The sequence below is a fragment of the Pseudomonas sp. NPDC088444 genome (genome assembly GCF_044900175.1).
Lineage (GTDB): Bacteria > Pseudomonadota > Gammaproteobacteria > Pseudomonadales > Pseudomonadaceae > Aquipseudomonas.
Genome location: NZ_JBJDNK010000009.1, coordinates 1 through 26,172 on the forward strand (window position 1 = coordinate 1; position 26,172 = coordinate 26,172).

Consider the following 26,172-nt stretch of genomic DNA (forward strand, 5'->3'; position numbering starts at 1 on the left):
GGATTAACACCAAAATATTATTAACGACGACAAAACAGAACAGACCTCTGCTAAAGACAAATCCACCTACCGCTGGCAGCGGTGGAGACCGATATCGGTCGCACCACCGACCCTGTGCGCATGTACATGCGCGAAATGGGTACGGTTGAGCTGCTGACTCGTGAAGGCGAAATCGAAATCGCCAAACGCATCGAGGAAGGCATCCGCGAAGTGATGGGCGCTATCGCCCACTTCCCGGGCACCGTCGAGCACATCCTGTCCGAATACGATCGCGTTACCAGCGAAGGCGGTCGCCTGTCCGACGTTCTGAGTGGCTACATCGACCCGGACGACGGCATTGCGCCACCTTCGGAAGCGCCAATGCCGATGGATCAGAAAGCCGACAAGGCCGATGAGTCGGACGACGAAGAAGACGAAGAAAGCGACGGCGACGACGAGGAAGAAACCGAAAGCGGGCCGGATCCTGTTGTTGCTGCCCAGCGTTTCGGTGCCGTCTCCGAGCAGATGGAGATCACCCTCAAGGCGCTTAAGAAGCACGGTCGCGGCAGCAAACAGGCCAACGAGGAACTGCTGGTTCTGGCTGACCTGTTCATGCCGATCAAGCTGGTTCCCAAGCAATTCGAGAACCTGGTTGAAACAGTACGCAGTGCTCTGGAGCGTCTGCGCGCGCAAGAACGCGCCATCATGCAATTGTGCGTCCGTGATGCACGCATGCCGCGCGCTGACTTCCTGCGCCAGTTCCCGGGCAACGAAGTCGACCAGAGCTGGACTGAAGCACTGGCCAAGGGCAAGACAAAATACGCCGAAGCCATTGGCCGCCTTCAAGCCGACATTCAGCGTTGCCAGCAGAAGCTGACCGCGCTGGAAGAAGAAACCGGCTTGAGCGTGCTGGAAATCAAGGACATCAACCGTCGCATGTCGATCGGTGAGGCCAAGGCCCGCCGCGCGAAGAAAGAGATGGTTGAGGCCAACCTGCGTCTGGTGATCTCGATTGCCAAGAAGTACACCAACCGCGGCTTGCAGTTCCTGGATCTGATTCAGGAAGGCAACATCGGTTTGATGAAGGCGGTGGACAAGTTCGAATACCGTCGCGGCTACAAGTTCTCGACTTACGCCACGTGGTGGATTCGTCAGGCAATTACTCGCTCGATCGCTGACCAGGCCCGCACCATTCGTATTCCGGTGCACATGATCGAGACGATCAACAAGCTCAACCGCATTTCCCGCCAGATGTTGCAGGAAATGGGTCGCGAACCGACGCCGGAAGAGTTGGGCGAGCGCATGGAAATGCCTGAGGACAAAATCCGCAAGGTATTGAAGATCGCCAAAGAGCCGATCTCCATGGAAACCCCGATCGGTGACGACGAAGATTCGCATCTGGGTGACTTCATCGAAGACTCGACCATGCAGTCGCCAATCGATGTCGCCACCGTTGAGAGCCTGAAGGAAGCGACACGCGAAGTGCTGTCCGGCCTGACCGCCAGAGAAGCCAAGGTTTTGCGCATGCGTTTCGGTATCGACATGAATACCGACCACACCCTTGAGGAAGTCGGTAAGCAGTTCGACGTCACCCGTGAACGTATCCGTCAAATCGAAGCCAAGGCACTGCGCAAGCTGCGCCACCCGACCCGGAGCGAACATTTGCGTTCATTCCTGGACGAGTAAGCGATCCGCGTTACCCAGACCCCCCGGCACTGCCGGGGGTTTTGCATTTTAAGGGAATAAGATTTCGGCACTGTGCCACTGCCCCTCAGCCCAGCTACACTCGACTCAATCTCAACACTGAAACGACTGAGGCTGCCATGTTTTGGATGCCAGCCATTGTTTTCTTGTGCTTGACGGGGTCGGCGCTTGCTGACACTCCGGCGCCTTCTCAGGGAGCGCTGTCCTGGCAGGGCATGCACAGGGAAACAATGCAGAGTAAGGACGCTGCGTCGCCTGACATCGAACGCATCAGCGAGACCGGTTCGCACCCGGATACCGTGGGTGACGGACTTTCGAGCATTGATGATCGCCTTCATGAAGCCCTGGCGTATACCGAACTGCCAGAAACCAACTCGGCTAATCCCACAACGCCCACCGCACGCCCTTCCGAGCTGGCGAGATTCTGGCGAGATTTTCTGCTCTACGGACTGCCTGGCCTGTTGCTATTGTCGACCATCCTGGCCGTGGTGGTACGCATCAACCGCCGTCTCAGCTCGGAAATCTCTCGACGCGTGGCACTGGAACAAGAACTTCGCAGCAGCGAATACCACTATCGCGGCATGATCGAGAGCCTGTCGGCCATCGCCTGGGAAGCCAACATTCAGGACTATTCCTACAATTACGTCTCCCCTCACGCTGAAAACCTGCTCGGTTATCCACTTCACCAATGGCGCAAACCGGGTTTCTGGCGCAGCATCGTGCACCCCGCCGACCTCGCATGCGCACAAGCGTATTGCGATCAGCAAACAGCACAAGGCAACGATCACAGCCTCGATTACCGCGTCATTGACGCTAATGGCAACGTGCTGTGGGTACGCGACATTGTCAGCCTGATCAGCTACGGTCACGAACCGGTCATGCGTGGCCTGATGATCGACATCACCGAGGCCAAGCAGACCGAAGAAGCCCTACGTCGCTCGGAAGGCAAATTCGCCTCCGTATTCGCCCAGTGTCCTGACATTCTGGTCATCGCACGGCTGTCCGACGGCTGTTTCCTTGAAGCGAACCAGGCGTTCGTCGAACAGATTGGTCTCGATGCCAGCGAAGTCGTGGGCCGCAAGCCCAGCGAACTGAACATCTGGGGCATTCCCGACATCGGCCCAAGCCTGCTGCAACGCTTGCAAAAGGGCAGCATTCGCAACCTGGAAATGCCCTTCCGTCGCAGCAATGGCCAGACGTTCACTGGGCTACTCTCGGCCGAGCCGTTCGACCTGGACTCCACACCTGCCGTAGTGGTGGTTGTCCGGGACATCACCCCGCTCAAAGAGGCGCAGCAACAGCTGCAACTGTCCGAAGAAAAGTTCGCCAAAGCCTTTCACTCCTCCCCGGACGGCATGCTCATTTCCCGACAAAGTGATGGGATGCTGGTGGAGATCAACGACGGATTCAGCCGCATCACTGGCTATCACAGCTCGCTCTCACTGGATCGCACGACGCTGGACCTCGGCATCTGGGTCGATCTCAACGAGCGTCAACAATTACTGGAGCAACTGAGCCGCGACGGCTTCGTCAAGGACTTCACCAGCCACATTCGCCGTCGGGACGGCCAGATTCGCCTGTGCGAAATTTCATCACGACCACTCCCCATTGGCGGCGAAGATTGCATGCTGACCATCGCCCGAGACATCACTGAACGCCATCAAATGCAGGAGAAACTGCAACTGGCGGCGACGGTATTCGAGAGCACTGCCGAAGGCGTACTGATCACCGACACCCGCCAGCGCATCAATGCGGTCAACCGCGCCTTCAGTGAAATCACCGGCTACAGCGAGGGCGAGGCCATTGGCGAAACGCCACGCTTGTTGGCGTCAGGCCTGCACGACAGCGCGTTCTATGCGGCGATGTGGTACCAGTTGACCGCCGAGGGTCACTGGCAAGGGGAAATCAGCAATCGTCGCAAAAACGGCGAGATTTACCCGAGCTGGCTGACCATCAGCGCGGTTCGCAACCGCGACAAGTTCATCACGCACTTCGTCGCCGTATTCGCCGACATCTCCAGCCTCAAACAGGCCCAGGCGCGATTGGATTATCAGGCTCACCACGACCCGCTCACCGGCCTCCCCAATCGCACGCTGTTCGAAAGCCGCCTGCATGCCGCGCTGGTGCACAGCAAAGAGGCTCACAGCCTGGGCGCTGTGCTGTTTCTCGATCTCGACCGCTTCAAACACATCAACGACAGCCTCGGTCACCCAGTGGGCGACCTGCTTTTGAAAGGCATCGCCCAGCGGCTTAAAGAAAACCTGCGCGACATCGACACCGTCGCCCGACTGGGCGGTGACGAATTCATCATCCTGTTGCCTGGCCTGCAAACCAGCCATGACGCGGAAGTCATTGCGACCAAACTGCTGAACAGCTTCTCCGCCCCCTTTCAGGCCGGAGAACATGAATTCTTCATCAGCACCAGCATCGGCTCTGCGTTGTTCCCCACGGATGGCGCAGACGTCGCCACACTCATCAAAAACGCCGATGCGGCGATGTACCGCTCCAAAGCCAAAGGCCGCAACCGCGTAGAAAGCTATACCCGCGACCTGACCGCCCAAGCCAGCGAACGCATTGCACTCGAACATGAACTGCGCCGCGCCATTGAACGCAACGAGTTCACGCTCTCCTACCAGCCGAAAGTCAGCCTGCTGACGCAGCGACTGGTCGGCGCCGAAGCGCTAATTCGCTGGACTCACCCCACCTTCGGAGAAGTCCCACCCGAACGGTTCATTCCGCTGGCAGAAGAAAACGGCATGATCCTGCAAATCGGCGAATGGGTATTGGAGCAAGCCTGCCAACAGCTCTATGAATGGAACCAGTCCTATGACATTTTCGGGCCACTCTCGGTCAACCTGGCCGGGGCCCAATTGCGCCAGCCCAATCTGGTCAACCGCATCGAACACCTGCTCAAACAATACGAACTGCAACCCGGCTGCCTGCAATTGGAAATCACCGAAAACTTCATCATGTCCCAGACCGAAGAAGCCCTCTCGGTGCTGCATCGCCTGAAGAAGCTCGGCGTACAACTGGCCATCGACGATTTCGGTACTGGCTACTCCTCGCTCAGCTACCTCAAACGCCTGCCACTGGACATCCTGAAAATCGACCAATCCTTCGTCCGCGGCCTCCCGGACGACCCTCACGACGCCGCCATCGTGCGCGCCATCATCGCTCTGGGCCGCAGCATGCAGCTGACCGTCATCGCCGAAGGCGTGGAGAACCTCGAACAGCAGCAATTCCTGGCCGACGAAGGCTGCGAACAGATCCAAGGCTACATCGTCAGCCTGCCCCTGCGCCCGGAAGAGTTTTGCGCGACGTTTCTTCGTATCACCGTTTCAGACTTTTCGGATAGCACAGCACGGAAACCGTCGTTATAATCCGCCGCCTGACTGAGGGCCTATAGCTCAGTTGGTTAGAGCAGAGGACTCATAATCCTTTGGTCCACGGTTCGAGTCCGTGTGGGCCCACCAACCTTGAAGCCGCGTATTACGCGGCTTTCGGCTTTTTGGGTTAGTGGCAGCCGGATCAGTCCTATGGTCCGAAGGTACAAATTAGGTACAGTGCAGCTTCGCTTGCACGCCTTTGGAGTCCTTCAGATGGCCACAATCGTCAAAACCCCTGCCGGCACCTGGAAGGCCGTCATCCGCAAAACCGGATGGCCGACCAACGCCAAAACCTTCCGCACCAAACGCGACGCCGAAGATTGGTCACGACGCACCGAAGATGAAATGGTGCGGGGTGTATATATCCAGCGCAGCGGGTCCGAGCGCCTGACGCTTGAAAAAGCCTTGCAGCGATATCTAATGGAAATCACGCCGACGAAGAAACCAACGACTCAGCGGGCGGAGACCACCAAGGCGAAGCAGTTAATCAATGGGCTGGGTAAATACTCGCTCGCTGCACTTTCTGCCGAAGTGATAGCCGATTACCGGGATAAGCGTCTCTCCACCTTTACCACACGCGGTCAGCCAACCAGCAACAATACAGTGCGCTTGGAGCTAGCGCTGCTGAGCCACCTGTTTACAGTGGCCATTCAAGAATGGGGGTTAGGCCTGACGTTCAATCCTGTGCTGAACATCAGAAAGCCAAGCCCAGGAGAAGGACGTGACCGCCGCCTTACCGCTGATGAAGAGCGCAAACTCATTGCTGCGGTTAAAAAGCACAGCAATCCCATGCTGAATTGGATCGTGCGCATCGCACTAGAAACTGGCATGCGCTCTTCCGAAATCACAACCCTGCGCCGCGGTCAGGTGGATGTAACGCGCCGTATCGTCCGCCTGCTTGATACGAAAAACACACAGCCTCGAACCGTCCCACTGACAACCGATGCCACCGCCGCTTTCCGCGAGGCATTGGCCAACCCGATTCGTCCGCTCGACTCTGATTTGGTTTTCTTCGGTGAACCTGGCAGAGACGGTAAACGTCGCCCCTACAACTTCAACAAGGTCTGGTTAGACATCAAGAAAAATCTCGGTCTGGCCGATTTCAGGTTCCATGACTTGCGCCATGAAGCCGTCAGTCGTTTAGTAGAAGCTGGGCTTAGCGACCAAAAGGTCGCCGCCATCAGCGGCCACAGATCAATGCAAATGCTCCGACGCTACACCCATCTACGAGCTGAAGATCTAGTCATTGAACTGGATGTTCTGGCGCGTCGGCGAACTGGAAAGAAGAAGGAATCGACCCAAGCGCCTTCGACACTGCCTGACGACTGATCCCCATCCTCCGAGCAATCTCGCTCTGGTTCAAACCGGCCGCCCGAAGAATCAGCATCTGTTTCTTGGCGTCCGTCAAACGAGCATCAATCATAAGGCGCGCTTGCTCCCGCAGTGCACCTTCATCTGCGGCGGTAAGACCGTTGCTATGCGTGATATGGAAAGCAAAAAGTTCGGCAGCAGGAGTGTCATGCTTCGGTGACGGAGTGCGCTGAGCACTTTGCTCTGTGAGCCGGGCCAGTTCGAGATTAAAGAGATTCTTTGAGCGCTTTGCCCGTTGATACTGCGGGTTCCAAGTCCCATCAGCATGCCGAGGTCGATGGGAAGCGCAATACCGATTACTGAGGTGCAGTGCGTAGTCGGTATCGGCGCTTTCTGGCCAATCACCTGTATTGATCAGATGAGCGAGTTCAGACGGCTGCCCGCACACCTCACAAAAGTCTCTGTTGCGCTGCGCATTTTGAGTTACACCCTCAACGGTACATCGTGAGCGAGCTGGACGCTTGCGGCCGCACGCTCCGATTACCTCCACCAATGTTTCAAGCGTTCCGATCACTTCTCTCGATTGCTCTCCAGTATGACGCGTCGCGCTCATGTACTGACGGATCAGAACTCGCTGAGCCTGCATAGCTCCCTTGTAGTGAATTGAATGGATCAGATCACTCAGGGCGGTAGTTCCCGGTGCACCCAACATGTATCGCTGAAACACCGCATCGAGACACAGCAGCGCGATAGCCGGGTCGATCAGTTGCTCAATCAGCCTGCGTATCGGAAAACGTCTCGCGCTGCTTGAGTACGGCCGCCAGTTGGCGACGAGTTCTCGCACCGCCGCTTCCATGATCGGTGAACAGTTGGGCCAGACTGGGATTTCTGTTTCGCTTGCACTCATGTCAACCATAATGACCAATTAAAAGAATGTTATCAACCAGTGCCCTCCCTACGATACGGATAAATCCGATCACAAATGGAGATGAGCGATGGGTATCGAAGAAAACCTTTTGGAGCGATTTGGACCACTATTGAGCTTGCCTCAGTTGGCGACGATCTTGGATCGCTCACCAGATGGCCTAAGAATCAGCCTGAGAACGCAAAACCCTTGGACCCTCCCCATCAACAGAGCCCGTCTGAAGATAGGCCGCAGAGTCTACTTCCGGACCTCTCAAATTGCTGAGGTCCTTAGCGCAGACTCATTCGAAGATGGGGGCCGCATTTGATGGCCATCGATCTAACCGCAGCTTTTGAAAGTGACCCGCCGGTGCTTGATTTCATATGGCCCGGCTTCCTCGCTGGCACAGTAGGAGCTTTGGTTGCCCCAGGAGCCACCGGTAAGAGCTATTGGGCACTCGAAGCGGCCATGTCGATCGCATGCAGCGTTGCCGGTGGTGATCTAGTAGGGCTTGGCCCCACATGCGCTGGCCGCGTGGTGTATTTCGCTGGAGAAGACCCGGAAGTCGCACTGGTCCGCCGAATCCATGCCATCGGCCAGCACCTGAATCAGCAGGCACGTGAAGCCATCGCGGAGAACCTGATTGTCCAGCCCATCATGGGCAAACGGATGAACGTGATGGATGACCAGCATCTTGCCCGCATTATCGAATTTTGCGCCGGTGCGCGCTTAATCGTACTGGATACTCTAAGCCGGATTCATGATAGGGACGAAAACAGCAACGGCGATATGGCACGACTTGTCGCCACGCTGGAGTGCGCCGCGACGAGCACTGGGGCATCCGTCCTGTACTTGCATCACGTCAGCAAGGGTAGTGCCCGTGAGGGGCAGACTGACCAGCAGCAAGCAGCGCGGGGCGCCTCCGCTTTGATCGACAACGCACGCTGGTGCGGCTTCGTCGCCAAAATGACTGAGGAACAGGCGAAAACACTCAGCGACCGTGCCTATGATCGACAGCCGATTGGCAATGACCGAAGAGGCTTGTTTGTCCGCTTCGGCGTTAGCAAACAGAACTACGACGCCACCCCGGTCGATCAATGGTACAAGCGCCATGACGGCGGCGTCCTTATGCCAGTGGAACTGTTAGAGACGAAGAAGGTAGGAGCTCTGCACATCGTCAATGGAGACGACGATGAGCGGTGGTAATGCTGTGACTCCCACCAGTACGTGCGCGCAGGCGCGGGTAATGCTTTATCAACCTAGTCAGCGCCCCCGATTTCGGGATAGTGACTGGGCCGATACGTCATTTGGTCGCTGCCGTGTGATAGGCAGGCTAGGCCAGAGACACGCCGATATTGTGGAAGCGATATTGTATTGCGCGGAACGGCGACGCGATGTTTCTGATGGCGGCGTGGAGCTTCTGGTAGACCCCGCTCGGGTGAGAAAAACACTGTCCGACAGTCGCTACAGCTTCACACAGATCGAAAAGCTGTTGGCCGAACTGCGAGCTGCGACGATCACAATCGAAACCCCAAAATTTGATTTTCCAATAATCGGCGGATTGATTGATCACGTTATCCCTTCGCCAATGACGCGGCTTGATCCGCTGACAAGGGGAGAGCGAAATCTGTGGCGGGTGCGGCTTGGCGTAGCACTGGTGACGCTACTTGAGCATGATTTGAGTTTGTACTACGACCCGGCCCCCGTTGCCCGCCTCCAGCATGGCATCAGCCAAGCGGTTGCGCGGCACGTTTTGAGCCACAAGTTCGAGCCGCCAGGTGGCTGGTATCTTGACACCGTCATCGTGGCTGTCGCCGGTGCGGTGCATAGTAAGGCGATGCGCGATGCGCGGTACAGATTGAGGGAAGACGCCGCCGAATTGAAAGCGTTAGGCCTGATTCTGGACGGCGTGAGGGTAAAGAAAAAAGGCACTGGTGAAGCTTGAAGCGTCGCATACCCGCCCGATAGCGTTGTACATCCGCCCGATAGCGTCGCGCACCCGCCCGAAACGTCGCACACCCGCTCGGAGTTGGCAGGATATTCAGGATATTCAGTTCTGCGCGGCGCAGCCCGCGCTTAGGCGCGGTCCGGCCTTGCCAGTCGGCCTACGGCCGTTGGGCACCAAAAGAAAGGGCTGTCCCGTCGTACCCCCATCGCTTCGAGCCTGGCATGTAGCCCCCTCTGCAAAATTTGAATAGACATCAAAACGAGTAGAGGTGGCCGTCGGCCGTTCCATTGCGATCGTCAAGGGGACTGGTGGTGTCAGGGTCGAGTGTCGCTCAAGACGCAGCTCAGAGCCTGTAAAGTGGGCCTATCAGACTGTTCAAAGTCCGTGCGTATTACTAATGACAAAGCCCTAAGCTTTGGATGGCCTTTATCCGTGTAGATGGTGGAGATGGTGGAGATGGTGGAGATGGTGGAGATGGTGGAGATGGTGGAGATGGTCCTGCGATCCTCCTAGAGCTCGCTACGAGACAGGAGAGGCTGGATTGTAATGAACCCCACACAGAGGCGGGGCTGTCTAGGAGACTGGTCAGCAATCAGCGATTGTTGGGCTTCTCTCGTTTCTGTGCTTCCTGCGCAGCCTGAATGGCAATCAACACTTGATGGTTCAGAGCAGCGCTACTCTTGCTTCCCAGGAGAGGTAGACGATTCAGGATCTGCGTGCCCGCAAATATGCGATAAGAGGCAGACAAGGCAAGCGGTCTGACTCGAAGCTGTACGGCCGTGAATTGGCGATTCAGCTTATCCAGCTGCGGCCCATAACCTTTGCTACGCAGATATCGGCCGAGCGCCCACAGACCAACGGCCGAGGTCGAAGTGAGAACTACGAATCCAGCGAATATCAGAATTTCACTCATGGTTATTTCTCCGGTTGGTCGTTGCTCGTGGCCATGCTCGGAACGTCGAGGCGACCGAGATTCGAGCTGGTGCCCTCATCTGGTCGGATGACGTTGGATTCCGCGCCTACCGTTTCCGCAGGCGGTTCTGCGCTTGTGGTCGATCTGGCTTCGCCGAGAGCTGATGTTGGAACACCTGCACCAAGAGACGCTGAGTGCGCATTCTCCATGCCGGGCACTGACAGCGAGGCGATCACGCCGAGTGCTTTTGCTCCACCATTGGCCGCTTGGGACAGTGCGCTGCCGGAACTGACAGTTCCACCCTTTGGTGCCGCTTTTTGATCATTGTCACCGCCGCTCTGCGCGGCCTTCCTCACCTGCTTAGCGGCCTGTTGGACGCCGTTGCTGGGCGTAGCCGATGGGATAGCTGCACCACCGCCAGTCTTCGCACCTGCGGAGGTTGCCCCCTTGGTCGCTGCGCCGCCGCCAGTGCTGGCTCCCACGCCGGAGGACGTTGCGCCACCTACAGACGAAGCGGCACCACCGGCAAAGCTGGAGTTGATAGCCCCTGCCAGACCGCCACTGCTGATGCCACCGGCACCCGCTGCACCGGCAGCACCACTGCTGCCAGCAGCACCGAGAGCACCGGCAGCGGCAGGAGCGGCCGCCCCGGCGGTGGCGATGGTCGCGATTGCCGCCGCTGCACCGGCAGCACCAGCCGCCGCCATACCACCTATGGCTGATCCACCACCCATCGAGGTGCCACTTATCATTCCGCCGATGAGGTCAGGAATGGTCTTTGTCAAATAGCAGCACACCAAGGCCAGACCAACCATCGTCATCAACGACGCTTCGTCATTTGTGTAGGCGGCCAACCACTGCTTGGCCGACTGAACGATTAGGCCGACAATCAGCGTTAAGACGAACAGCTTGGCTCCGATTGCGACGGTGAAACGCATTGGGGCGATTGCAAAATCACGCGTCCATTGTGAGCCGCCAAAGCCAAAGAACAGCACCGAAGCATTGATGATTACGTAAGACTCTACGAGCGTTACGAACATGAATGCAGCGATGAAGGCGAAACACGCCAATACAAGGATTGCGCAAACTGCGATCAGAAGTCCTTTGGCCGGCGAAAACACTGATATGCCCTTCACCATGGTGCGGCCAAAATCCAGCGCAACCGCCAGCATATCGCCGGGCTCTAACGCGCGCTCGAGGCCGCTCGCAGAAGCCGCCGCATCGCGGAAACTATCGACAACGGCAGATGCCCATTCCACCGAGTACTTCATAACGGCAAGGAAGAAACCGACCACCAGGACGAAGCGCAGTAGCTCGCCAACTATCTCGCCGAGGTCGGCTTGCTTCATGACTAGAGGCATGAACGTCCAGATGAACTGAATCGAGGCCAACAGCCAGAATAACCTGATCGCGTAGTCATACAGCTTTCCTGACCATTGGTGCGACTGCTGCAAAACGAGGTCGAGTAGGCCCTGGACCGAAGTGTCGGCATGGGAAAGGTCGGTCGCGGCCATAGTATTTCCGCTCACGAATACACTCGCCAAGACGAGGAAGAACAGTAGGCGACGATCCATAGCTAGTACCCCTTAACGCCGCCGCGAGTGTTCGGGCGTGCTTCAAACGAGGCATCAGCGTCGCGCTGTTGCTGTTGCTGTTGCTGCTCAGCCATCGATGTACATTCGCTATTGCGTTGAACCGCCAAGGTGACCATAGAACCGATTAGTGCAGAGCCGGAGCAGATCAACGCGATGAGCCATTTCGAAATAGTCATTCTCAATACCCCTTAACGCCGCCACGGATGTTTTTGCGCGCTTCAAACTGTTGTTCGGTAGCTTCGCTGGCTGCTGTACGGTCGCCCTGCTGAGCCAGATAATTGCCCTGCATGTTGATTTGCGTAGCCACCAGATCGCGCAGCTTTTGCAATTGCTGTACGTTCTGTGAAGCGATTTCGTTGCCCGCCTGAAGTGCTTGCATCCGGCCGACGGCTGACTGTGAACGGGTCATCATGCGGTCAAGCTGCACGCCCTCAGACTCAAAGGAGCTGGTATTGAGGTTCGCCGCTTCGAGCGCAGTTTTCACGTTATCACGGCCTTGCTCAGACCAAGTCTGATAGCGATCCTGTGCAGATGACTCAGCCGAGTTGGCAGCTTGGTTCAGGTACGACTCGAAACCGGGGAAAGCCGTGTTGAATTGTGAATCCATGTTCTGGATTTGGCGGCCCAACGCCTGCGAGCGGTCGTAGATGTTCATCACATTTTTAAGATCAGCGGCGATACTGCCGAACATAGAATCGGGCAACCCGGTGCCTTGGGTGATCATGCTTTGATACTGCTGCACCTGGGTTTGCAGTTGCTCGGCCGTGTTCAGAGCCGTGTTGACAGCTTCAGCGTACTCAAACATCTGCTGATAGAACGTGGAGCAGTTTGCGCAGTAGATGGCGTAAGCCGTGGCAGGCGCAACGTATAGCCCCGCGCCAAGTAAGCCGGTTCCGACCATCGCAACGCTTAACGCCACATGACGCCCGGATTTGCACAAGTGGGACGATGCTTTTATGAGTAATTCCCTATTCATACCGAATACCTCATTTCTAACCTTGACGGCTCTATTATTTGTCGACATTGCTCTTTTTTGAAATATACGGATAACTATTCTATCCGCATAAAATGCGATAGGCGTGTCCGTAAACTGTCCGCCATATAGCTGAGAAAAATAACTATCGATCTGATATGTAAGGCTTTAATTTTGAAGATGGTATAGATTAAACCTGTCCGGCTTTATACGTTTTACGGACACAAAAAAGCCCACCGAAGTGGGCTTTTTAACCAGAGCGGAGTCAATGTTCTGAGTAATAAGGATTCTGTGCTCGGTAGGGGGCACGCTCCGCCTTAGGTATGCGCAGCGCGTCGAGATGCCAGTCTTCAAGGGATAAAGCCAGCTCAGCCGCGATGCGCTGGGCTTCCGTAACATTTTCCGTAGCCCGGTTGCTGGCTCGACCGAGGCAGGCTTGCAATTCGTCGAGTCGACTGGCAAATGCGCTGATGCGGTGAGCTGTCTTCATGGTCAATTCCTCTTGCTGATCTTTGCCACGATTCGGTCAAATTCTTCCCGGACTTGATCGTCCGTAAGCTTCAGATTAACCAATCCTGACTTTATTGCAATTCTGCCAATTCTCTCAGCGGCTTCATTGTCGAGTTTTGCGAGTCGCGCCTTAGCGGTTTCCAGTTCGGAAATGGCGTCAGAACGGCGCTCAGCGAGAGTTTTGCGTGCCATTGATTGCTCCGGTATACCTGATGATTTTCTTCGGTAAAAGTGCGTACACCTATGAATGCTCTCATTCGAGATGCGCAATTTTCAAGGAGCATGCTTTGTAACATAGCCGTGCAAGCCGCCAATCAGTCTGTTCAGGCGCCTGTCCCCAGATAATTCAATCGAGCTCGTTTAAGGCGACGGCTTTATGCGATTCTGCGCGACTCTATGCGATTGACACTATTTATTAGTGCGACGCTGCGCGAATGTATGCGAACTAACGCGAATCTACGCGATTAGATAAAATCCGAATGGCATCTCCACTACAGTTGCATAGAATCGCATAGTGATAGACGGCAAGATGTGTGTTGTACGGGTACGGGCAAGCCCGTCCCCATCCAACACCGTCCCTTATTCGCCTTCGGCTCAACGGCATCTTGCTCTGCGAGGCATGCAGGCGCTGCCGCGTCTAATAGCGAAAAGCAACAACTGGAACACAAGCCATGTCAAAGCACACCAGAATAAAGGCTCCTCCTGAAGGACGTGACAATGAAGCAGTCTCGCCCGTACACACAAGAAAACAACACCCAGCGCGGGCCACATAGCTGTTGTAAAACGAGCTATACTTGATAAAAACCTAGAGACATAAATATACATTACCAAAAACAACCCCAACTCTTACCGAACAGAGAGGAATATATAGATGATCTTGAGACACTTCACCTCGCCACATCAAGCATAAAGACAACCATGTAAATCATGAAGCACCCTCCAGATATATCTCACAAAGAATACTTCATCAACATGCTCGACAGCGATCACGAGTACGCTTTAGAACTTTACAAAAAAGTATTAATAGAAGGGAGCGAGCAAGAAATAGAGTTACTCATAACAGCTTTGGCACAGGCCGGCATTACCAATAAAACCAAAAATATGACAAGCCGGAATCTTGACAAGAAAAAGTAATTACTGACTAACAACCCTGAATCGTGTAGAATTCGCAACAAGCTAGATTTTAAAACCACTTAAAATATGAAAGAAGCCGAAATAAAACGTCTTACCGGATACCATCTTCTAAAACAAGAAGGTACGGACGTTGTTTTTTTTGAATATCCATTTCACTTCGGCCGTCGCCGTGCAGATATAATTTCTGCAAAAGACGGCATGATCATCGGATACGAAATCAAATCCGCCCACGACCGAATAGACCGGCTATCAGAGCAGCTTAGATCATACGAGCAGCTATTTGACTATGTCTATGTCGTATGCGATACCAAAAATCTTCCTGCCATACGGAAAATAGCTCCTGAAAAAATTGGTATCTACCTATGCTCATCTGGCGGCGTGAAACGTCTACGGAAAGCGAAGCAAATAAGAAACTCAAACACAATTGTAACGTTAGACGCGATGCCTATTGAAACGTTACGCAGAGAATTTAAAATAGTAAGAAAATCAAAACTTGAAACTTGCGAGTCCATTTCTCGCACTTACAAGAAAGAAGACATTAAAACCATCTTCAGGCGACACATCATCCAAAAGTATGGCAGCCAGACTAGCCACATGAAAAACGAGACCAGTGAACTACTTACCCTAGATGATGTATTCTCTTTAGGCTTAGCCCCTAACAGATTAGACTCGTAGTTCTTCAACCCTACGAATCATGTAGTTGCACGCTCGAACGGATATCCAGAAAGACGGACTAATACCTGAAGGACTTCCAGCAGCGGCACTTGATATTTCATTATCGCCCCAACTACCATTCGAAACATAATTCGAGCTCTTCACAACCTGCTTCGCACACCAAATGTACGAACCAACATCCCGTCGCTTTCGGTAATAATAAAATCTTGTAGCTGTACAAAAATCAATGCGTGGAACAAAGGTACCGCCTCGCATTTCAATTTGCTTTACGTTGATTGACGCGTAGTCCCCAAATTGCAACATTGGCCGATTATGCCGAAGAGATAGAAACAGTGACTGCTCGTATATCTCAAAGTCGCCCTCCTCGTCTTTGCCTTCAGCAGAGACTTGATAGGGGAATGAGCCAGCAATACAAACAATCTTTTCAAGCCATTCAACAGAACCTGGCAGCGAGGATATCTTACTGAAAGCTCGCTGATAACTATCTGTAATTGGCACTAAGCTGGACTTAGCTCGATCCCTGATACAACCCTCATCCAAAAGTATATAAAGTCGAGTACCTTTCAATTCCGAGACTATATCAGTCACTATATCTTCGTACTCATCATGCTCCAGGTCAGCAGGAAGACGCAAAGCCATCTTCTTGTATTTAGCAGTGACAGAAGCGACAAAGGCTTTGGCCTCACTTAAGTCTTCATCCAGCTCAAAGTTAACGTGAATCATAGGAACTATCTGCTCACCACAATTCAACTCCAGCCAACTTCGCCAAGACTCGTAGCCGTTGACCGGCGACAAAATACTTTCTATCTGAGAGTTTTTCTGCTTGGGATCTGTCGTCACATCTAAAATATAAGGAAGGTTCCCCTGAATATTTTTGATTTGATCAAGACGCTTAACAATATCACCAACCGAATTTTTCTTTGTGATTCTTGACTTAGTAATCTCATAGGTAGGAAGCATGTTCTTCCTATAAGAAACATCGATAGCCGATATAGCCCTTAGCTCAGCATCTTTAGTCTTAAGTACGGGAAAATAAATGAAGCTATTCCAATCCATGTCCCTTCATTCCTAAATTTTTTGCTCGGACGCGCACTGCCAAGGTTGAGACCTTAAAGTATTGTGCGATTTCTTCAATACTGCCGGAAAATACCTTAACCTTATCTCTGAAAGCCGATTCAGGCATCAAAAGCTCGCTAGCGAATCGGTTGGCCTCAACCTCCATTGGATTGCTTTCGCCATTTCGGAAAAAATTTAGGTCTTTAAACTCGGCTTGCTGAAACCTGTGCCGAGAAAAATGTGCGATTTCATGCGCAATAGTAAATCGTTGCCTGTTAGGGTGGTGGAGCGCATTTACTTTCACCACCCATTCCTTACTATTATCAGCGAGACTCAACATTCCTGAGACATCGTCACTCATTGGAACGCTTAACAGTTTAATACCCAAAACGGACAGAAGAGACTTCACATCCAAAGGAGATGTGTCGACTTCGTGCTGCGCCGCAAGTGCGAGCAACTGATCAACTGTAAATCTTTCATCAACCGAAGCAACTTCACTTACATGCGAAGTATCGGCTGACTTTGACTTACCACTCTTCCGGATAAAAGCCATTTACTTACCTACTCTCTAATCTTACCGTCGAGGCCATCGCAGCTCTCTGATCTATCGAGAGCTGCAAGCCGACTACTAACCTGGATTATAGCATCCTCGGACACCTTAATCCTAGTTTCATGATCCGAAACTATAGCACCTTGCTCAGACAACCCGTCGAACACATCCCCATAAATAGCGTTCAGTTTATTAAGCTCTTTTTTAGCTTTCCGCTCTACTATTTTGGCAAGCCCGCCAGTACTAGAAAACTCATCAAAGTGGGCTTTTGACTCTTTAACAACTTCCGCCTTGGACGAGCTTCGGATAATGACAAACGCCCCACCAACGATAGCAGCGTTCAGGGCAATCAAAATACTGACCATCGTTTGATAGAATGATACCTGCAAAGACCAAAGCGTATCGACAGAGATTAGAGTCTTTTCTCTGATCATCCGCTCAATAACTAACTGCTCATAGCTATCAAGCTCTTTTATATCTCGGGCAGGGACATATTGAGAATGTGTAATTAAAATATCTGACACTGGAGCAAAATGGAGCACGGCCAGCACCACGATTAAAGCAATACATGTTGATAGAACGCTTGATGCAAAAAGATCCTTCATCTGGAAATCCATTCACTATGGCCGAGAGGCCCACCATGCGGGCTAAAAAGCGACCCCAAAGCACCGCATGCAGCTTTGGTAGCAAAGTGATGCTACCGCCGAGCTAATGCAGCTGTCTACGCCATCGCGTAGCGCGTTTGGGTAGGGGAACCGCGCATAAAGACTTGTGTGGCGCTGCTAGCCTTCGCACCTCCCTTCGGTACAACGAGGGTACACCTCTAAGCTATCGCGAGTTTTCGTTAACTACGCTGAGCATCAGTAACTACGGTAGCTTCAGCTTGCAGTACCTGTGCTACCCTACGCCAGATTTTGCTTGGCTTGCAGGCACGCGAGTCAACTCATAATCCTTTGGTCCACGGTTCGAGTCCGTGTGGGCCCACCACCTTCAAAAGCCGCGCATTGCGCGGCTTTTTCGTCTGGACTGCTCCCACAAACCCGCATCAATTTGACGAGCCGCAGGATATATTCACGTTCTCGACGGTCAGTCTCCTCATGAATACACCTTCCATGCTCCTGCGCCGCTTACTACGCCCCCTCCTCGACCCCTACCGCCGCTATCGCCACGCCCGCTACATCCACGCGGGCCGTATCGTCGTTGGTTTATTGGTCTCGATTCTGCTGACCACCGGCATTCACCTGCCCCACGGTGAGTGGGCGTCGGTGACGATGTTGATCGTGATTGGAGGTCTTCAGCATCACGGCAATATCGGCAAGAAATCGGTGGAGCGGGCCTATGGGACGTTGATCGGGGCGGCGTTGGGGCTGGCAGTCGTGGCGCAGCAGAGCTATCTGGGCATGCCGCTTTTGACGTACGTGATCATGTCGCTGATCTGCGGTTTCTTCGCCTATCACGCGATCGGCAAAGGCGGTTACACGGCGCTGTTATCGGCAATCACGCTGTTCATCGTGGCGGGGCATGGCGATAACCCGATTACTGACGGGCTGTGGCGCACCGTGGATATTCTGATCGGGATTGCCTTGGCGCTGGCGTTTTCCTTCGCGTTGCCGCTGTACGCGGTGTATTCGTGGCGTTACAACCTGGCCAGTGGTTTGCGCATCTGCGCGAAGGTGTACGAGCGCATCAGCAGTGGACAGTCGATCGCCGCCGATGAACACCTGAAGCTGACGGCCAAGTTGAACGCGACGATGCTGCAACTGCGTTCGCTGATGCCTTCGGTGTCAAAGGAAGTAAAGATTTCATTGGTGGAGCTGGATGCGATTCAGGGGCATTTTCGGATGTGCCTGAGCACGCTGGAGATACTTTCCAATCTGCGTCCGGCGGATTTGGGCAGTGCGGGGATGAACGCTGAACAACGGCGGATCCGACGCCTGTTCATCGGCATGGCGCGGGCGCTGCAGAACGGCGCAACAGAGCGGCTGGCGCGTCCGACCGAGTCCCTGGCGGTCGGCCCCGAAACGCCCGCTGTTTCGGCGGAAGTGCTGGGTTATCAACTGATGAATCGCCAGCTCGCGTTGAACCTGGGAGGGTTGCAGCAGCGCCTGGCGAAGACTGCAAAGAAGTGGAAGATCTGAACGGCAACGAATACCTGAGATTTGATGCAGCCTGAGTGAGGGTTGGTTTGCTGTCGAATGCATTGGATCAGTTCAATCAACGTCGCTGAACCACCGATTTCGCCACCAAGGCGGCTCCCGCAGTGATGCTCGCCGAGCCCTGTAATCATGATCGGCGCCGACTCTGTGGGAGCCGCCTTGGTGGCGAATTAGGCTGGCCAGCCAACATAGAATCTCCCACAGGTTGAGCATCTGCCGTTATCTGCGTTTTCTCAATAAACCGACGGCACCACCATGTCTCGTGGCACGGGCGCGCGCAGGTAGTTGGCGTTGTATTCACGTTCTGGCAGCACCACTTGCGGCGCTTCCACTTCGCCTCGTGGAATCTGTTGCAGCAGGTGGTGAATGCAATTCAGGCGCGCACGTTTCTTGTCATCGGCTTCGACGATCCACCATGGCGCCACATCGGTGTGGGAGCGGGTAAGCATTTCTTCCTTGGCGCGGGTGTAGTCTTCCCAACGACGGCGGGACTCCAGATCCATCGGCGAGAGTTTCCACTGTTTCAGTGGGTCGTGGATACGCATCAGGAAGCGGCGATACTGCTCGTCGTCGGTGATCGAGAACCAGTATTTGATGAGGATGATGCCGGAGCGAACCAGCATCTTTTCGAACTCGGGAACGGTGCGGAAAAACTCTTCGTACTCGTCCTGATCACAGAAGCCCATCACACGCTCAACGCCCGCGCGGTTGTACCAACTGCGGTCGAACAGCACCATTTCGCACGCCGCAGGCAGGTGTGCGACGTAGCGCTGGAAGTACCATTGCGTACGCTCGCGCTCGCTGGGCGCGGTCAGCGCAGCGACTCGGCAGACACGCGGATTGAGGCGCTGAGTGATGCGTTTGATGGCGCCGCCCTTACCGGCTGCGTCGCGGCCTTCGAACAGCACCACGACTTTCAGTTTCTGGCTGACGACCCAGTCCTGCAACTTGACCAATTCGCCTTGCAGACGCAGCAGCTCGCGGAAATACAGGCGACGATCGATACCCTTGGGGACTTCTTCGCCCAGATCGGAGAGCAAGCCATCGAGACGAGCATCGTCGTACTCCATCTCCAGTTCTTCGTCGAAGCTGTCGAGAATGTCGGCTTGGATGTAGCGAGCGGTTTCGGAAAGATCCAGCGTCATGACAGGGCTCCCGGCATGGAGTTAGAGGGTCAGGCCGAAATTTAGGCACGCCGGGGGTGACAGCTGAATGACAAAACGGTGATACCAAGGAAAAGTCCTACAGATAGAGTCTGGACACTTACGTCTATGGTCATTTCGAACGAGTAACTGAAGAATCCTGACCAACCTCCACGCAACGGTTACCATCTGCGCTTGCCCGACGGAGAGCTGCCCTTGTCTGAAACACGCCCCCTTGCCCTGGATGAGATTGATCGTCAATTAATCGCCGCCTTGCAGATCAACGCCCGTGAACCTGTGGCCAATCTTGCTCGCCAGTTGGGCATTGCGCGTACGACAGTGACTTCACGTCTTGCGCGGCTGGAGAAGGCAAAGATCATCACCGGCTATGGTGTGCGCCTGAGTCAGCGGGTGGTGGACGGCGGTCTGCAGGCTTACGTCGGGATCACGGTGCAGCCGCGTTCGGGCAAGGAAGTGCTGCGCCGGTTGAGCGCTCTGGCCCAGGTTCAGCAGTTGTGTGCCGTGAGCGGTGAGTTCGATTACGTGGCCTGGCTGCGCACCGACTCGCCCGAGCAACTGGATCAGTTGCTGGATTTGATTGGCAGCGTCGATGGGGTCGAGAAAACCACAACGTCGATCATTCTCAGCAGCAAGATTGATCGCGGGCAGCCGGTTTGATCTAGAGACAACGGCCACGTGGACGTGCGTCATCTCGAACGACGGCAGAAGATCGCTACAAAAAGCATGATTACCTCGTCATATTGCTAAAAAACTCTGCATAACGACGACACTCTGCGTCTTATTTACGTCTCAACTGTTATCTAGACTTTCCTCTTCCGCGCCACAGCCGAACAAGGTCAGTCATGAAAAACAATCGCCACCCCTCCGACGGCAAAAAGCCCATCACGATTTTCGGCCCGGACTTCCCGTTCGCTTTTGATGAATGGATCGAGCACCCCGCCGGGCTCGGCAGCATTCCGAGCGACAATCTGGGCAAAGAAGTGGCGATTGTCGGCGCTGGCATTGCCGGTCTGGTGGCCGCCTATGAATTGATGAAGCTTGGCCTCAAACCCGTGGTGTATGAGGCCTCGAAAATGGGCGGCCGTCTGCGCTCGCAGCAGTTCGAAGGCGCAGAGGGCATCATCGCTGAACTGGGCGGCATGCGTTTTCCAGTGTCGTCCACCACGTTCTATCACTATGTCGACAAGCTCGGCCTGGAATCCAAACCTTTCCCCAACCCGCTGACTGCGGCATCCGGCAGTACGGTCATTGATCTGGAAGGCACCACCCACTACGCACAAAAATTGTCGGATTTGCCTGCGCTGTTTCAGGAAGTGGCTGACGCGTGGGCGGATGCGCTGGAAGACGGCGCACAGTTTGCCGACATTCAGCAGGCGATCCGTGATCGCGACGTACCGCGCCTGAAAGAACTGTGGAACACCCTCGTTCCACTGTGGGACGACCGCACCTTCTACGACTTCGTCGCCACCTCCAAAGCCTTCGCCAAGCTGTCGTTCTACCACCGCGAAGTGTTTGGCCAAGTCGGCTTTGGCACCGGCGGCTGGGACTCGGACTTCCCCAACTCGATGCTGGAAATCTTCCGTGTGGTCATGACCAATTGCGACGATCACCAGCACCTGATCGTCGGCGGCGTGGAACAAGTGCCACTGGGCATCTGGCGCCACGTTCCGGAACGCTGCGCGCACTGGCCTGAAGGCACCAGCCTGTCGACGTTGCATCACGGCGCGCCGCGCACGGGCGTCAAACGCATTGCGCGTGCCGCTGACGGCAAATTTGCCGTTACGGACAACTGGGGTGATACCCGCCATTACGACGCCGTGCTGGCGACCTGCCAAAGTTGGTTACTGACCACGCAGATCGAGTGCGAAGAATCATTGTTCTCGCAGAAGATGTGGATGGCGCTGGACCGCACCCGTTACATGCAGTCATCGAAAACCTTCGTGATGGTCGACCGACCTTTCTGGAAAGACAAAGACCCGGAAACCGGTCGCGATCTGATGAGCATGACCCTGACCGACCGTCTGACCCGAGGCACCTACCTGTTCGATAACGGCACCTATCCCGACGGCACGGAAAAGCCTGGTGTGATCTGTCTGTCTTACTCGTGGATGAGCGATGCGCTGAAAATGCTGCCGCACCCGGTGGAAAAGCGCGTGAGTCTGGCCCTCGGCGCGCTGAAAAAGATTTACCCGAAGGTGGATATCGCAGCGCGCATCATCGGAGATCCGATCACCGTGTCGTGGGAAGCTGACCCGCACTTCCTCGGTGCCTTCAAAGGTGCGCTTCCGGGCCACTATCGCTACAACCAACGGATGTACGCGCACTTCGTTCAAAAGGACATGCCTGACGAACAGCGGGGCATTTTCATCGCGGGTGACGACGTTTCGTGGACTCCAGCCTGGGTTGAAGGCGCCGTGCAGACGTCACTCAACGCGGTGTGGGGCATCATGACTCACTTTGGCGGCCAGACCCACGCCGAGAACCCGGGGCCAGGTGACGTATTCCACGAGATCGGCCCGATTGTGTTACCCGAATAAGGAGATGGCCATGCGCATTGCCTTGTATCAGTGCTCGCCATTGCCGTTGGATGTCAGCGGCAATCTCGCTCGTCTGCGCGCACAAGCGACAGAAGCAGCCAAACAAGGCGTTGCGCTGCTGGTCTTCCCGGAAATGTTCCTGAGCGGTTACAACATCGGCGCGCAGGCCGCTCGGGACCTGGCCCAACCCAGCGATGGATCAGCCGCGCGCACCATCGGAGACATTGCCCAAGAGAACGGCATCGCAATTTTGTATGGCTATCCCGAGCTGAGCGCCAATGGCCAGGTTTACAACGCGGTGCAGTTGATTGATGCGCACGGCGCGCGACGCTGCAATTACCGTAAGACACATCTGTACGGAGAGCTGGACAAGTCGATGTTCAGCGCAGGAGACGAGCACTTTCCCGTCGTGGAATTCGACGGCTGGAAGCTCGGTTTTCTCATCTGCTACGACGTGGAATTCCCTGAAAACACACGACGTCTCGCCTTGGCGGGAGCTGATTTGATTCTTGTGCCCACCGCCAACATGGCGCCTTACGACTTCGTCGCGCAAGTGACTGTCCGCGCGCGGGCCTTCGAAAACCAGTGCTATCTGGTGTATGCCAATTACTGCGGCAACGAAGGCGACATTCATTACTGCGGCCAGAGCAGCATTTGCGCGCCCGATGGGCAGCAGGTTGGCTTGGCCGGGCGAGATGACGCGTTGGTGGTCGCCGATCTGGATCGGGCATTGATGAATGAGTCTCAGGCGATCAATACCTACTTCAAGGATCGGAGGCCGGGGTTTTACAAGGATTTAAGCAAAGCTTGACCACATCACTGTCCCCTATGGCCGCCCGACCAGACTGTTACGGGGAAGTACGTGTCCTTCAGGGTAATCCGCTAGCATGAGCAGTCACTTGCCTGTGCCTTTGCGGAAATTCGTCATGTCTGCGTCAGATTCATCCCGTCTTCTCTCCCTGATACTGCCCAACGGCTTGCGGGTGGTGCTCTGCTCGGCACCGCGTCTGAAGCGTTGTGCAGCGGCAATACGCGTGGCGGCAGGCAGTCATGACGTACCGGAGCAGTGGCCAGGGCTTGCTCACTTTCTTGAGCATCTTTTCTTCTTGGGTACAGAGCGCTTTCCGACAGGCGAGCATCTGATGTCCTACGTTCAGCGTCATGGCGGACAACTCAACGCCAGCACACGCGAGCGGACTACGGACTTTTTCTTCGAACTTTCCCCTCCCGAATTTGCAGGCGGACTGGAGCGTTTGTGCGAAATGCTCACCCACCCGCGTCTGTCGATGGACGATCAGTTGCGCGAACGAGAAGTGCTGCATGCCGAATTTATCGCCTGGTCTCGGGACGACGCATCACGCAACCTGCTGAAGCGCCTTCAGCCGCTGTCCGCTTCACATCCGTTACGTTGGTTTCACGCAGGCAATCGCTTCAGCCTGCCCGTTCCGCGTCAGGCTTTTCAGCAGGCGTTGCAAGATTTTTACCGGAGGTTCTATCACGCGGGTCAGATAACCCTGAGCCTCAGCGGGCCGCAAACGCTCGATGAGTTGCAGGCGTTGGCGACCCGGTTTGGAGGGTGTTTCCCCACGGGCGTCAGGGTTGAGCAGCAATCCCCTCCTGCGCTGATGGGTCAATGCGCCGCAACCTCATTACCAGGCGCTGATCAGCGTCGGACGCATCTGGTGTTTGCGTGCGAAGGATTACCGCAAGGCCATGAGCGGGCAGCGGATTTTCTTTGTACCTGGATGAACAATGGACAATCCGGCGGGCTGGTGGCGTGCTTACGTGAAGCGGGATTGATCGAGTCGCTAAAAGCGACGGTGTTGTATGCGTTCGCGGGGCAGACAGTCATTGAGATTGAGATTGCCCCCACAACCGATATCGCGAGCAAGCTCACTCCTACAGAAGAGACGCGTTCCCCTGTAGGAGTGAGCTTGCCCGCGATGACGCCAGATCAAACCACACACATCCCAAGCCTGATCTTCGACTGGCTGTCATTCTTCAAAACTCATTACCAAGCGCTACTGGAAGAGTACGCCCGCCTGCAAACCCGCCATCTCGACGTCGCCAGTGCCCTGTCTCTGGCCCGGCATTACAGTGCCGACGACAAGGCAACGGGGATGCATGACGAAGACATTTTGGCGCTAGAGGCCCTGTTGAACCAGCTCACGCCGGATAGGCTGATTGAGCCGCTCTCCATTGGGTCACGCCCCACCGTCCACTGGCGTCTTCCAAAACCCAACCCATTTCTGCACACCTCGTCAGTTCCTGCATCCCCCACCCCACCATCGCCAGCATGGGTCTTCAGCGATCATTTGGCTGCGACGGGAGAGGCCAGCGTTTATCTGCGTTGGACGCTGTCCTCCCCCCAGCCAACGCTGTTTCGGATGCTCAACGAAAGCTTGAAAACGCTGATCGCCGACGCCGGGCAAGCGGGCGTCACACTGGGCTTCTCGTCCTATGGCAATCATTGGCAATTGAAGCTGGGCGGTATGGCCGAGCCAATTCCTGCCGTGCTCGCACAGACGCTGCACGTGCTCGCAGCCCCCACAACGCAAACGCAGGCTCGCTATGGCCAACCGGAAAGCGAACCCGCGCTTATCCCGATTCGCCAGTTGCTCAAGACGCTGCCTGATCATTATTTGAACAACTCGATCAGCAACGAAACCCGCGATGCGCAGGCTATCTGGCGGTACGCGCGCTGGTCTGGATTTGCAGCGGGGCTGCAGGCGACTCAACGATCGGCGCTTACCCACGCCATACGGCATGCACCCGGTACGCCTGACACACACCCACTGAACGTCTCCGCCCAGATGACCGACTCACGTTGGGCCGTCGAGCTGTCGGAATCGTCTGAAGATGCTGTACTGATGTTCTATCCCACCCCCACGGCAAGTATCGAAGATGAGGTGCTGTGGCGATTGTTCGCACACATCATTCAGGGGCCGTTCTACCAACGTCTGCGTGTCGAGCTGCAATTGGGCTACGCAGTTTTCAGCGGTTTCCGACAGATCGCCGGGCAAAGCGGGTTGTTATTCGGTGTCCAATCGCCCAGCGCCAACGCTATGCAACTGGTCGAGCACATGGGTGAGGTTCTCAAAACGCTGCCTGCGTTGATCGAGCGCGCCGACCTGCAAACCACGCGTCAGGCGCTTGGAAATCAACTCGCACTGACCACCCAGGAATTCCAGGTCGCCGCTGAAACACTGTGGCAGGCAAATCTCGCAGGTCACGCAGCCGATTACCCTCAGCGCCTGCAACATTCGCTTGCAAATCTGTCGCTCGACACCATGAGAGAGGCCGCCAGTCGGGTAGCGCTACCCCAAACGCCGGTTCTTTACTTGGCAAATCGCGCCGTGCCAGACGGGTTGCGGCTTGTACGCCCGTGATCATTGCTCAAGATGCAAAAAGCTTTATCTGATATTTCATCATTGGCGAGCCGATATTTTTAGTAACATAGCTGCCTAAGCATTTGAACGTCTCCTCTCGCGAGGGCACTAAAGATGTACCAACCCACCGTAACACCTACTTGGAAGGAGTCTCCCATGGCGTGGACCAAACCTGCTTACACCGACCTGCGTATCGGCTTTGAAGTCACCATGTACTTCGCCAGCCGTTGATGGCTACGCGCTGAAAAGCCTCGGTTCGCCGGGGCTTTTTTGTTACAGGATTTGAGAT

Annotated in this window: 22 protein-coding genes, 1 tRNA gene and 2 pseudogenes; 14 read left to right on the forward strand and 11 right to left on the reverse strand. The window is 55.1% G+C overall.

Annotation, left to right across the window (positions count from 1 at the left end; translation table 11 throughout):
* Positions 1-72 precede the first annotated feature (72 nt).
* From rpoD to ACI2KB_RS18095, 4 genes and pseudogenes are all read left to right on the forward strand, one after another.
* Positions 73-1,665: pseudogene (gene rpoD / locus ACI2KB_RS18080) on the forward strand (RNA polymerase sigma factor RpoD); the annotation flags it as partial.
* Positions 1,666-2,105: 440 nt separating this feature from the next.
* A pseudogene (locus ACI2KB_RS18085) lies at positions 2,106-5,063 on the forward strand (EAL domain-containing protein); the annotation flags it as partial.
* A 16-nt stretch (positions 5,064-5,079) separates the two neighbouring features.
* Positions 5,080-5,156, forward strand: a tRNA-Ile gene (locus tag ACI2KB_RS18090).
* A gap of 126 nt (positions 5,157-5,282) precedes the next feature.
* Positions 5,283-6,398 carry a site-specific integrase gene (locus ACI2KB_RS18095; RefSeq protein WP_404636565.1) on the forward strand — a complete coding sequence of 372 codons (1,116 nt, stop codon included), beginning with the start codon at positions 5,283-5,285 and terminating at the stop codon, positions 6,396-6,398.
* Here ACI2KB_RS18095 and ACI2KB_RS18100 read toward each other — a convergent pair.
* The gene (locus ACI2KB_RS18100) at positions 6,313-7,287 is read right to left on the reverse strand and encodes a LuxR family transcriptional regulator (RefSeq protein WP_404636566.1); all 975 of its coding nucleotides are present in this window, start codon (positions 7,285-7,287) and stop codon (positions 6,313-6,315) included. The genes ACI2KB_RS18095 and ACI2KB_RS18100 overlap by 86 nt on opposite strands.
* 324 nt (positions 7,288-7,611) lie before the next feature.
* Between ACI2KB_RS18100 and ACI2KB_RS18105 the strand changes: the two genes are divergently transcribed.
* Together ACI2KB_RS18105 and ACI2KB_RS18110 are read left to right on the forward strand one after the other, a co-directional pair.
* Complete coding sequence (locus ACI2KB_RS18105; RefSeq protein ID WP_404636567.1) at positions 7,612-8,490, forward strand: helicase RepA family protein; 879 nt, start codon at positions 7,612-7,614, stop codon at positions 8,488-8,490.
* Positions 8,477-9,229 carry an ABC transporter ATPase gene (locus ACI2KB_RS18110; RefSeq protein WP_404636568.1) on the forward strand — a complete coding sequence of 251 codons (753 nt, stop codon included), beginning with the start codon at positions 8,477-8,479 and terminating at the stop codon, positions 9,227-9,229. The genes ACI2KB_RS18105 and ACI2KB_RS18110 overlap by 14 nt, the downstream gene beginning before the upstream one ends.
* A 595-nt stretch (positions 9,230-9,824) precedes the next feature.
* Here ACI2KB_RS18110 and ACI2KB_RS18115 read toward each other — a convergent pair.
* From ACI2KB_RS18115 to ACI2KB_RS18140, 6 genes are all read right to left on the reverse strand, one after another.
* Positions 9,825-10,145: a hypothetical protein gene (locus ACI2KB_RS18115; protein ID WP_404636569.1), complete on the reverse strand. Its 321-nt coding sequence runs from the start codon at positions 10,143-10,145 to the stop codon at positions 9,825-9,827.
* Between the two features lie 2 nt (positions 10,146-10,147).
* A complete protein-coding gene (gene trbL, locus ACI2KB_RS18120; RefSeq protein WP_404636570.1) occupies positions 10,148-11,719 on the reverse strand; it encodes a P-type conjugative transfer protein TrbL in 1,572 nt (523 codons plus the stop codon).
* 2 nt (positions 11,720-11,721) lie between these two features.
* Positions 11,722-11,916, reverse strand: a complete 195-nt coding sequence (locus ACI2KB_RS18125; protein ID WP_404636571.1) for a hypothetical protein — start codon at positions 11,914-11,916, stop codon at positions 11,722-11,724.
* A 2-nt stretch (positions 11,917-11,918) separates the two neighbouring features.
* A complete protein-coding gene (gene trbJ, locus ACI2KB_RS18130) occupies positions 11,919-12,716 on the reverse strand; it encodes a P-type conjugative transfer protein TrbJ (RefSeq protein WP_404636572.1) in 798 nt (265 codons plus the stop codon).
* Positions 12,717-12,978: 262 nt separating this feature from the next.
* Entirely contained in the window at positions 12,979-13,203 is a 225-nt protein-coding gene (locus ACI2KB_RS18135; RefSeq protein WP_404636573.1) for a hypothetical protein, read from the reverse strand.
* Positions 13,204-13,205: 2 nt separating this feature from the next.
* On the reverse strand, positions 13,206-13,415 hold the full coding sequence (locus ACI2KB_RS18140; protein ID WP_404636574.1) for a TraC family protein: 210 nt from the start codon (positions 13,413-13,415) through the stop codon (positions 13,206-13,208).
* A 780-nt stretch (positions 13,416-14,195) separates the two neighbouring features.
* On the opposite strand from ACI2KB_RS18140, the gene ACI2KB_RS18145 reads away from it, so the two are divergent.
* Entirely contained in the window at positions 14,196-14,357 is a 162-nt protein-coding gene (locus tag ACI2KB_RS18145) for a hypothetical protein (RefSeq protein ID WP_404636575.1), read from the forward strand.
* A gap of 66 nt (positions 14,358-14,423) precedes the next feature.
* Positions 14,424-15,032 (forward strand): sce7726 family protein, encoded by a 609-nt coding sequence (locus ACI2KB_RS18150; RefSeq protein ID WP_404636576.1) that lies wholly within the window; start codon positions 14,424-14,426, stop codon positions 15,030-15,032.
* Here the strand turns inward: ACI2KB_RS18150 and ACI2KB_RS18155 are convergent.
* Genes ACI2KB_RS18155 through ACI2KB_RS18165 form a run of 3 tightly spaced genes read right to left on the reverse strand, consistent with a single transcriptional unit; the run spans position 15,021 to position 17,243 of the window.
* The gene (locus ACI2KB_RS18155) at positions 15,021-16,088 is read right to left on the reverse strand and encodes a hypothetical protein (protein ID WP_404636577.1); all 1,068 of its coding nucleotides are present in this window, start codon (positions 16,086-16,088) and stop codon (positions 15,021-15,023) included. The two genes, ACI2KB_RS18150 and ACI2KB_RS18155, sit on opposite strands and share 12 nt — an antisense overlap.
* Positions 16,075-16,641, reverse strand: coding sequence for an ImmA/IrrE family metallo-endopeptidase (locus ACI2KB_RS18160; protein ID WP_404636578.1), 567 nt, complete (start codon positions 16,639-16,641; stop codon positions 16,075-16,077). The genes ACI2KB_RS18155 and ACI2KB_RS18160 overlap by 14 nt, the downstream gene beginning before the upstream one ends.
* Positions 16,642-16,649: 8 nt before the next feature.
* Positions 16,650-17,243, reverse strand: coding sequence for a hypothetical protein (locus tag ACI2KB_RS18165; protein WP_404636579.1), 594 nt, complete (start codon positions 17,241-17,243; stop codon positions 16,650-16,652).
* A 492-nt stretch (positions 17,244-17,735) separates the two neighbouring features.
* Here ACI2KB_RS18165 and ACI2KB_RS18170 point away from each other — a divergent pair, with 492 nt between their 5' ends.
* On the forward strand, positions 17,736-18,776 hold the full coding sequence (locus tag ACI2KB_RS18170; RefSeq protein ID WP_404636580.1) for an FUSC family protein: 1,041 nt from the start codon (positions 17,736-17,738) through the stop codon (positions 18,774-18,776).
* A gap of 251 nt (positions 18,777-19,027) precedes the next feature.
* Here ACI2KB_RS18170 and ppk2 read toward each other — a convergent pair whose 3' ends face one another.
* Complete coding sequence (gene ppk2, locus ACI2KB_RS18175) at positions 19,028-19,939, reverse strand: polyphosphate kinase 2 (RefSeq protein ID WP_404636581.1); 912 nt, start codon at positions 19,937-19,939, stop codon at positions 19,028-19,030.
* A gap of 213 nt (positions 19,940-20,152) precedes the next feature.
* Here ppk2 and ACI2KB_RS18180 point away from each other — a divergent pair, with 213 nt between their 5' ends.
* From ACI2KB_RS18180 to pqqA, 5 genes are all read left to right on the forward strand, one after another.
* Positions 20,153-20,614: an Lrp/AsnC family transcriptional regulator gene (locus tag ACI2KB_RS18180; RefSeq protein ID WP_404636582.1), complete on the forward strand. Its 462-nt coding sequence runs from the start codon at positions 20,153-20,155 to the stop codon at positions 20,612-20,614.
* Between the two features lie 185 nt (positions 20,615-20,799).
* Positions 20,800-22,494, forward strand: a complete 1,695-nt coding sequence (locus ACI2KB_RS18185; protein WP_404636583.1) for a flavin monoamine oxidase family protein — start codon at positions 20,800-20,802, stop codon at positions 22,492-22,494.
* Between the two features lie 10 nt (positions 22,495-22,504).
* Complete coding sequence (locus tag ACI2KB_RS18190) at positions 22,505-23,305, forward strand: carbon-nitrogen hydrolase family protein (RefSeq protein WP_404636584.1); 801 nt, start codon at positions 22,505-22,507, stop codon at positions 23,303-23,305.
* Between the two features lie 115 nt (positions 23,306-23,420).
* Positions 23,421-25,883, forward strand: a complete 2,463-nt coding sequence (pqqF, locus tag ACI2KB_RS18195) for a pyrroloquinoline quinone biosynthesis protein PqqF (RefSeq protein ID WP_404636585.1) — start codon at positions 23,421-23,423, stop codon at positions 25,881-25,883.
* Between the two features lie 156 nt (positions 25,884-26,039).
* On the forward strand, positions 26,040-26,114 hold the full coding sequence (gene pqqA / locus ACI2KB_RS18200) for a pyrroloquinoline quinone precursor peptide PqqA (protein ID WP_003444522.1): 75 nt from the start codon (positions 26,040-26,042) through the stop codon (positions 26,112-26,114).
* Positions 26,115-26,172: the final 58 nt, after the last annotated feature.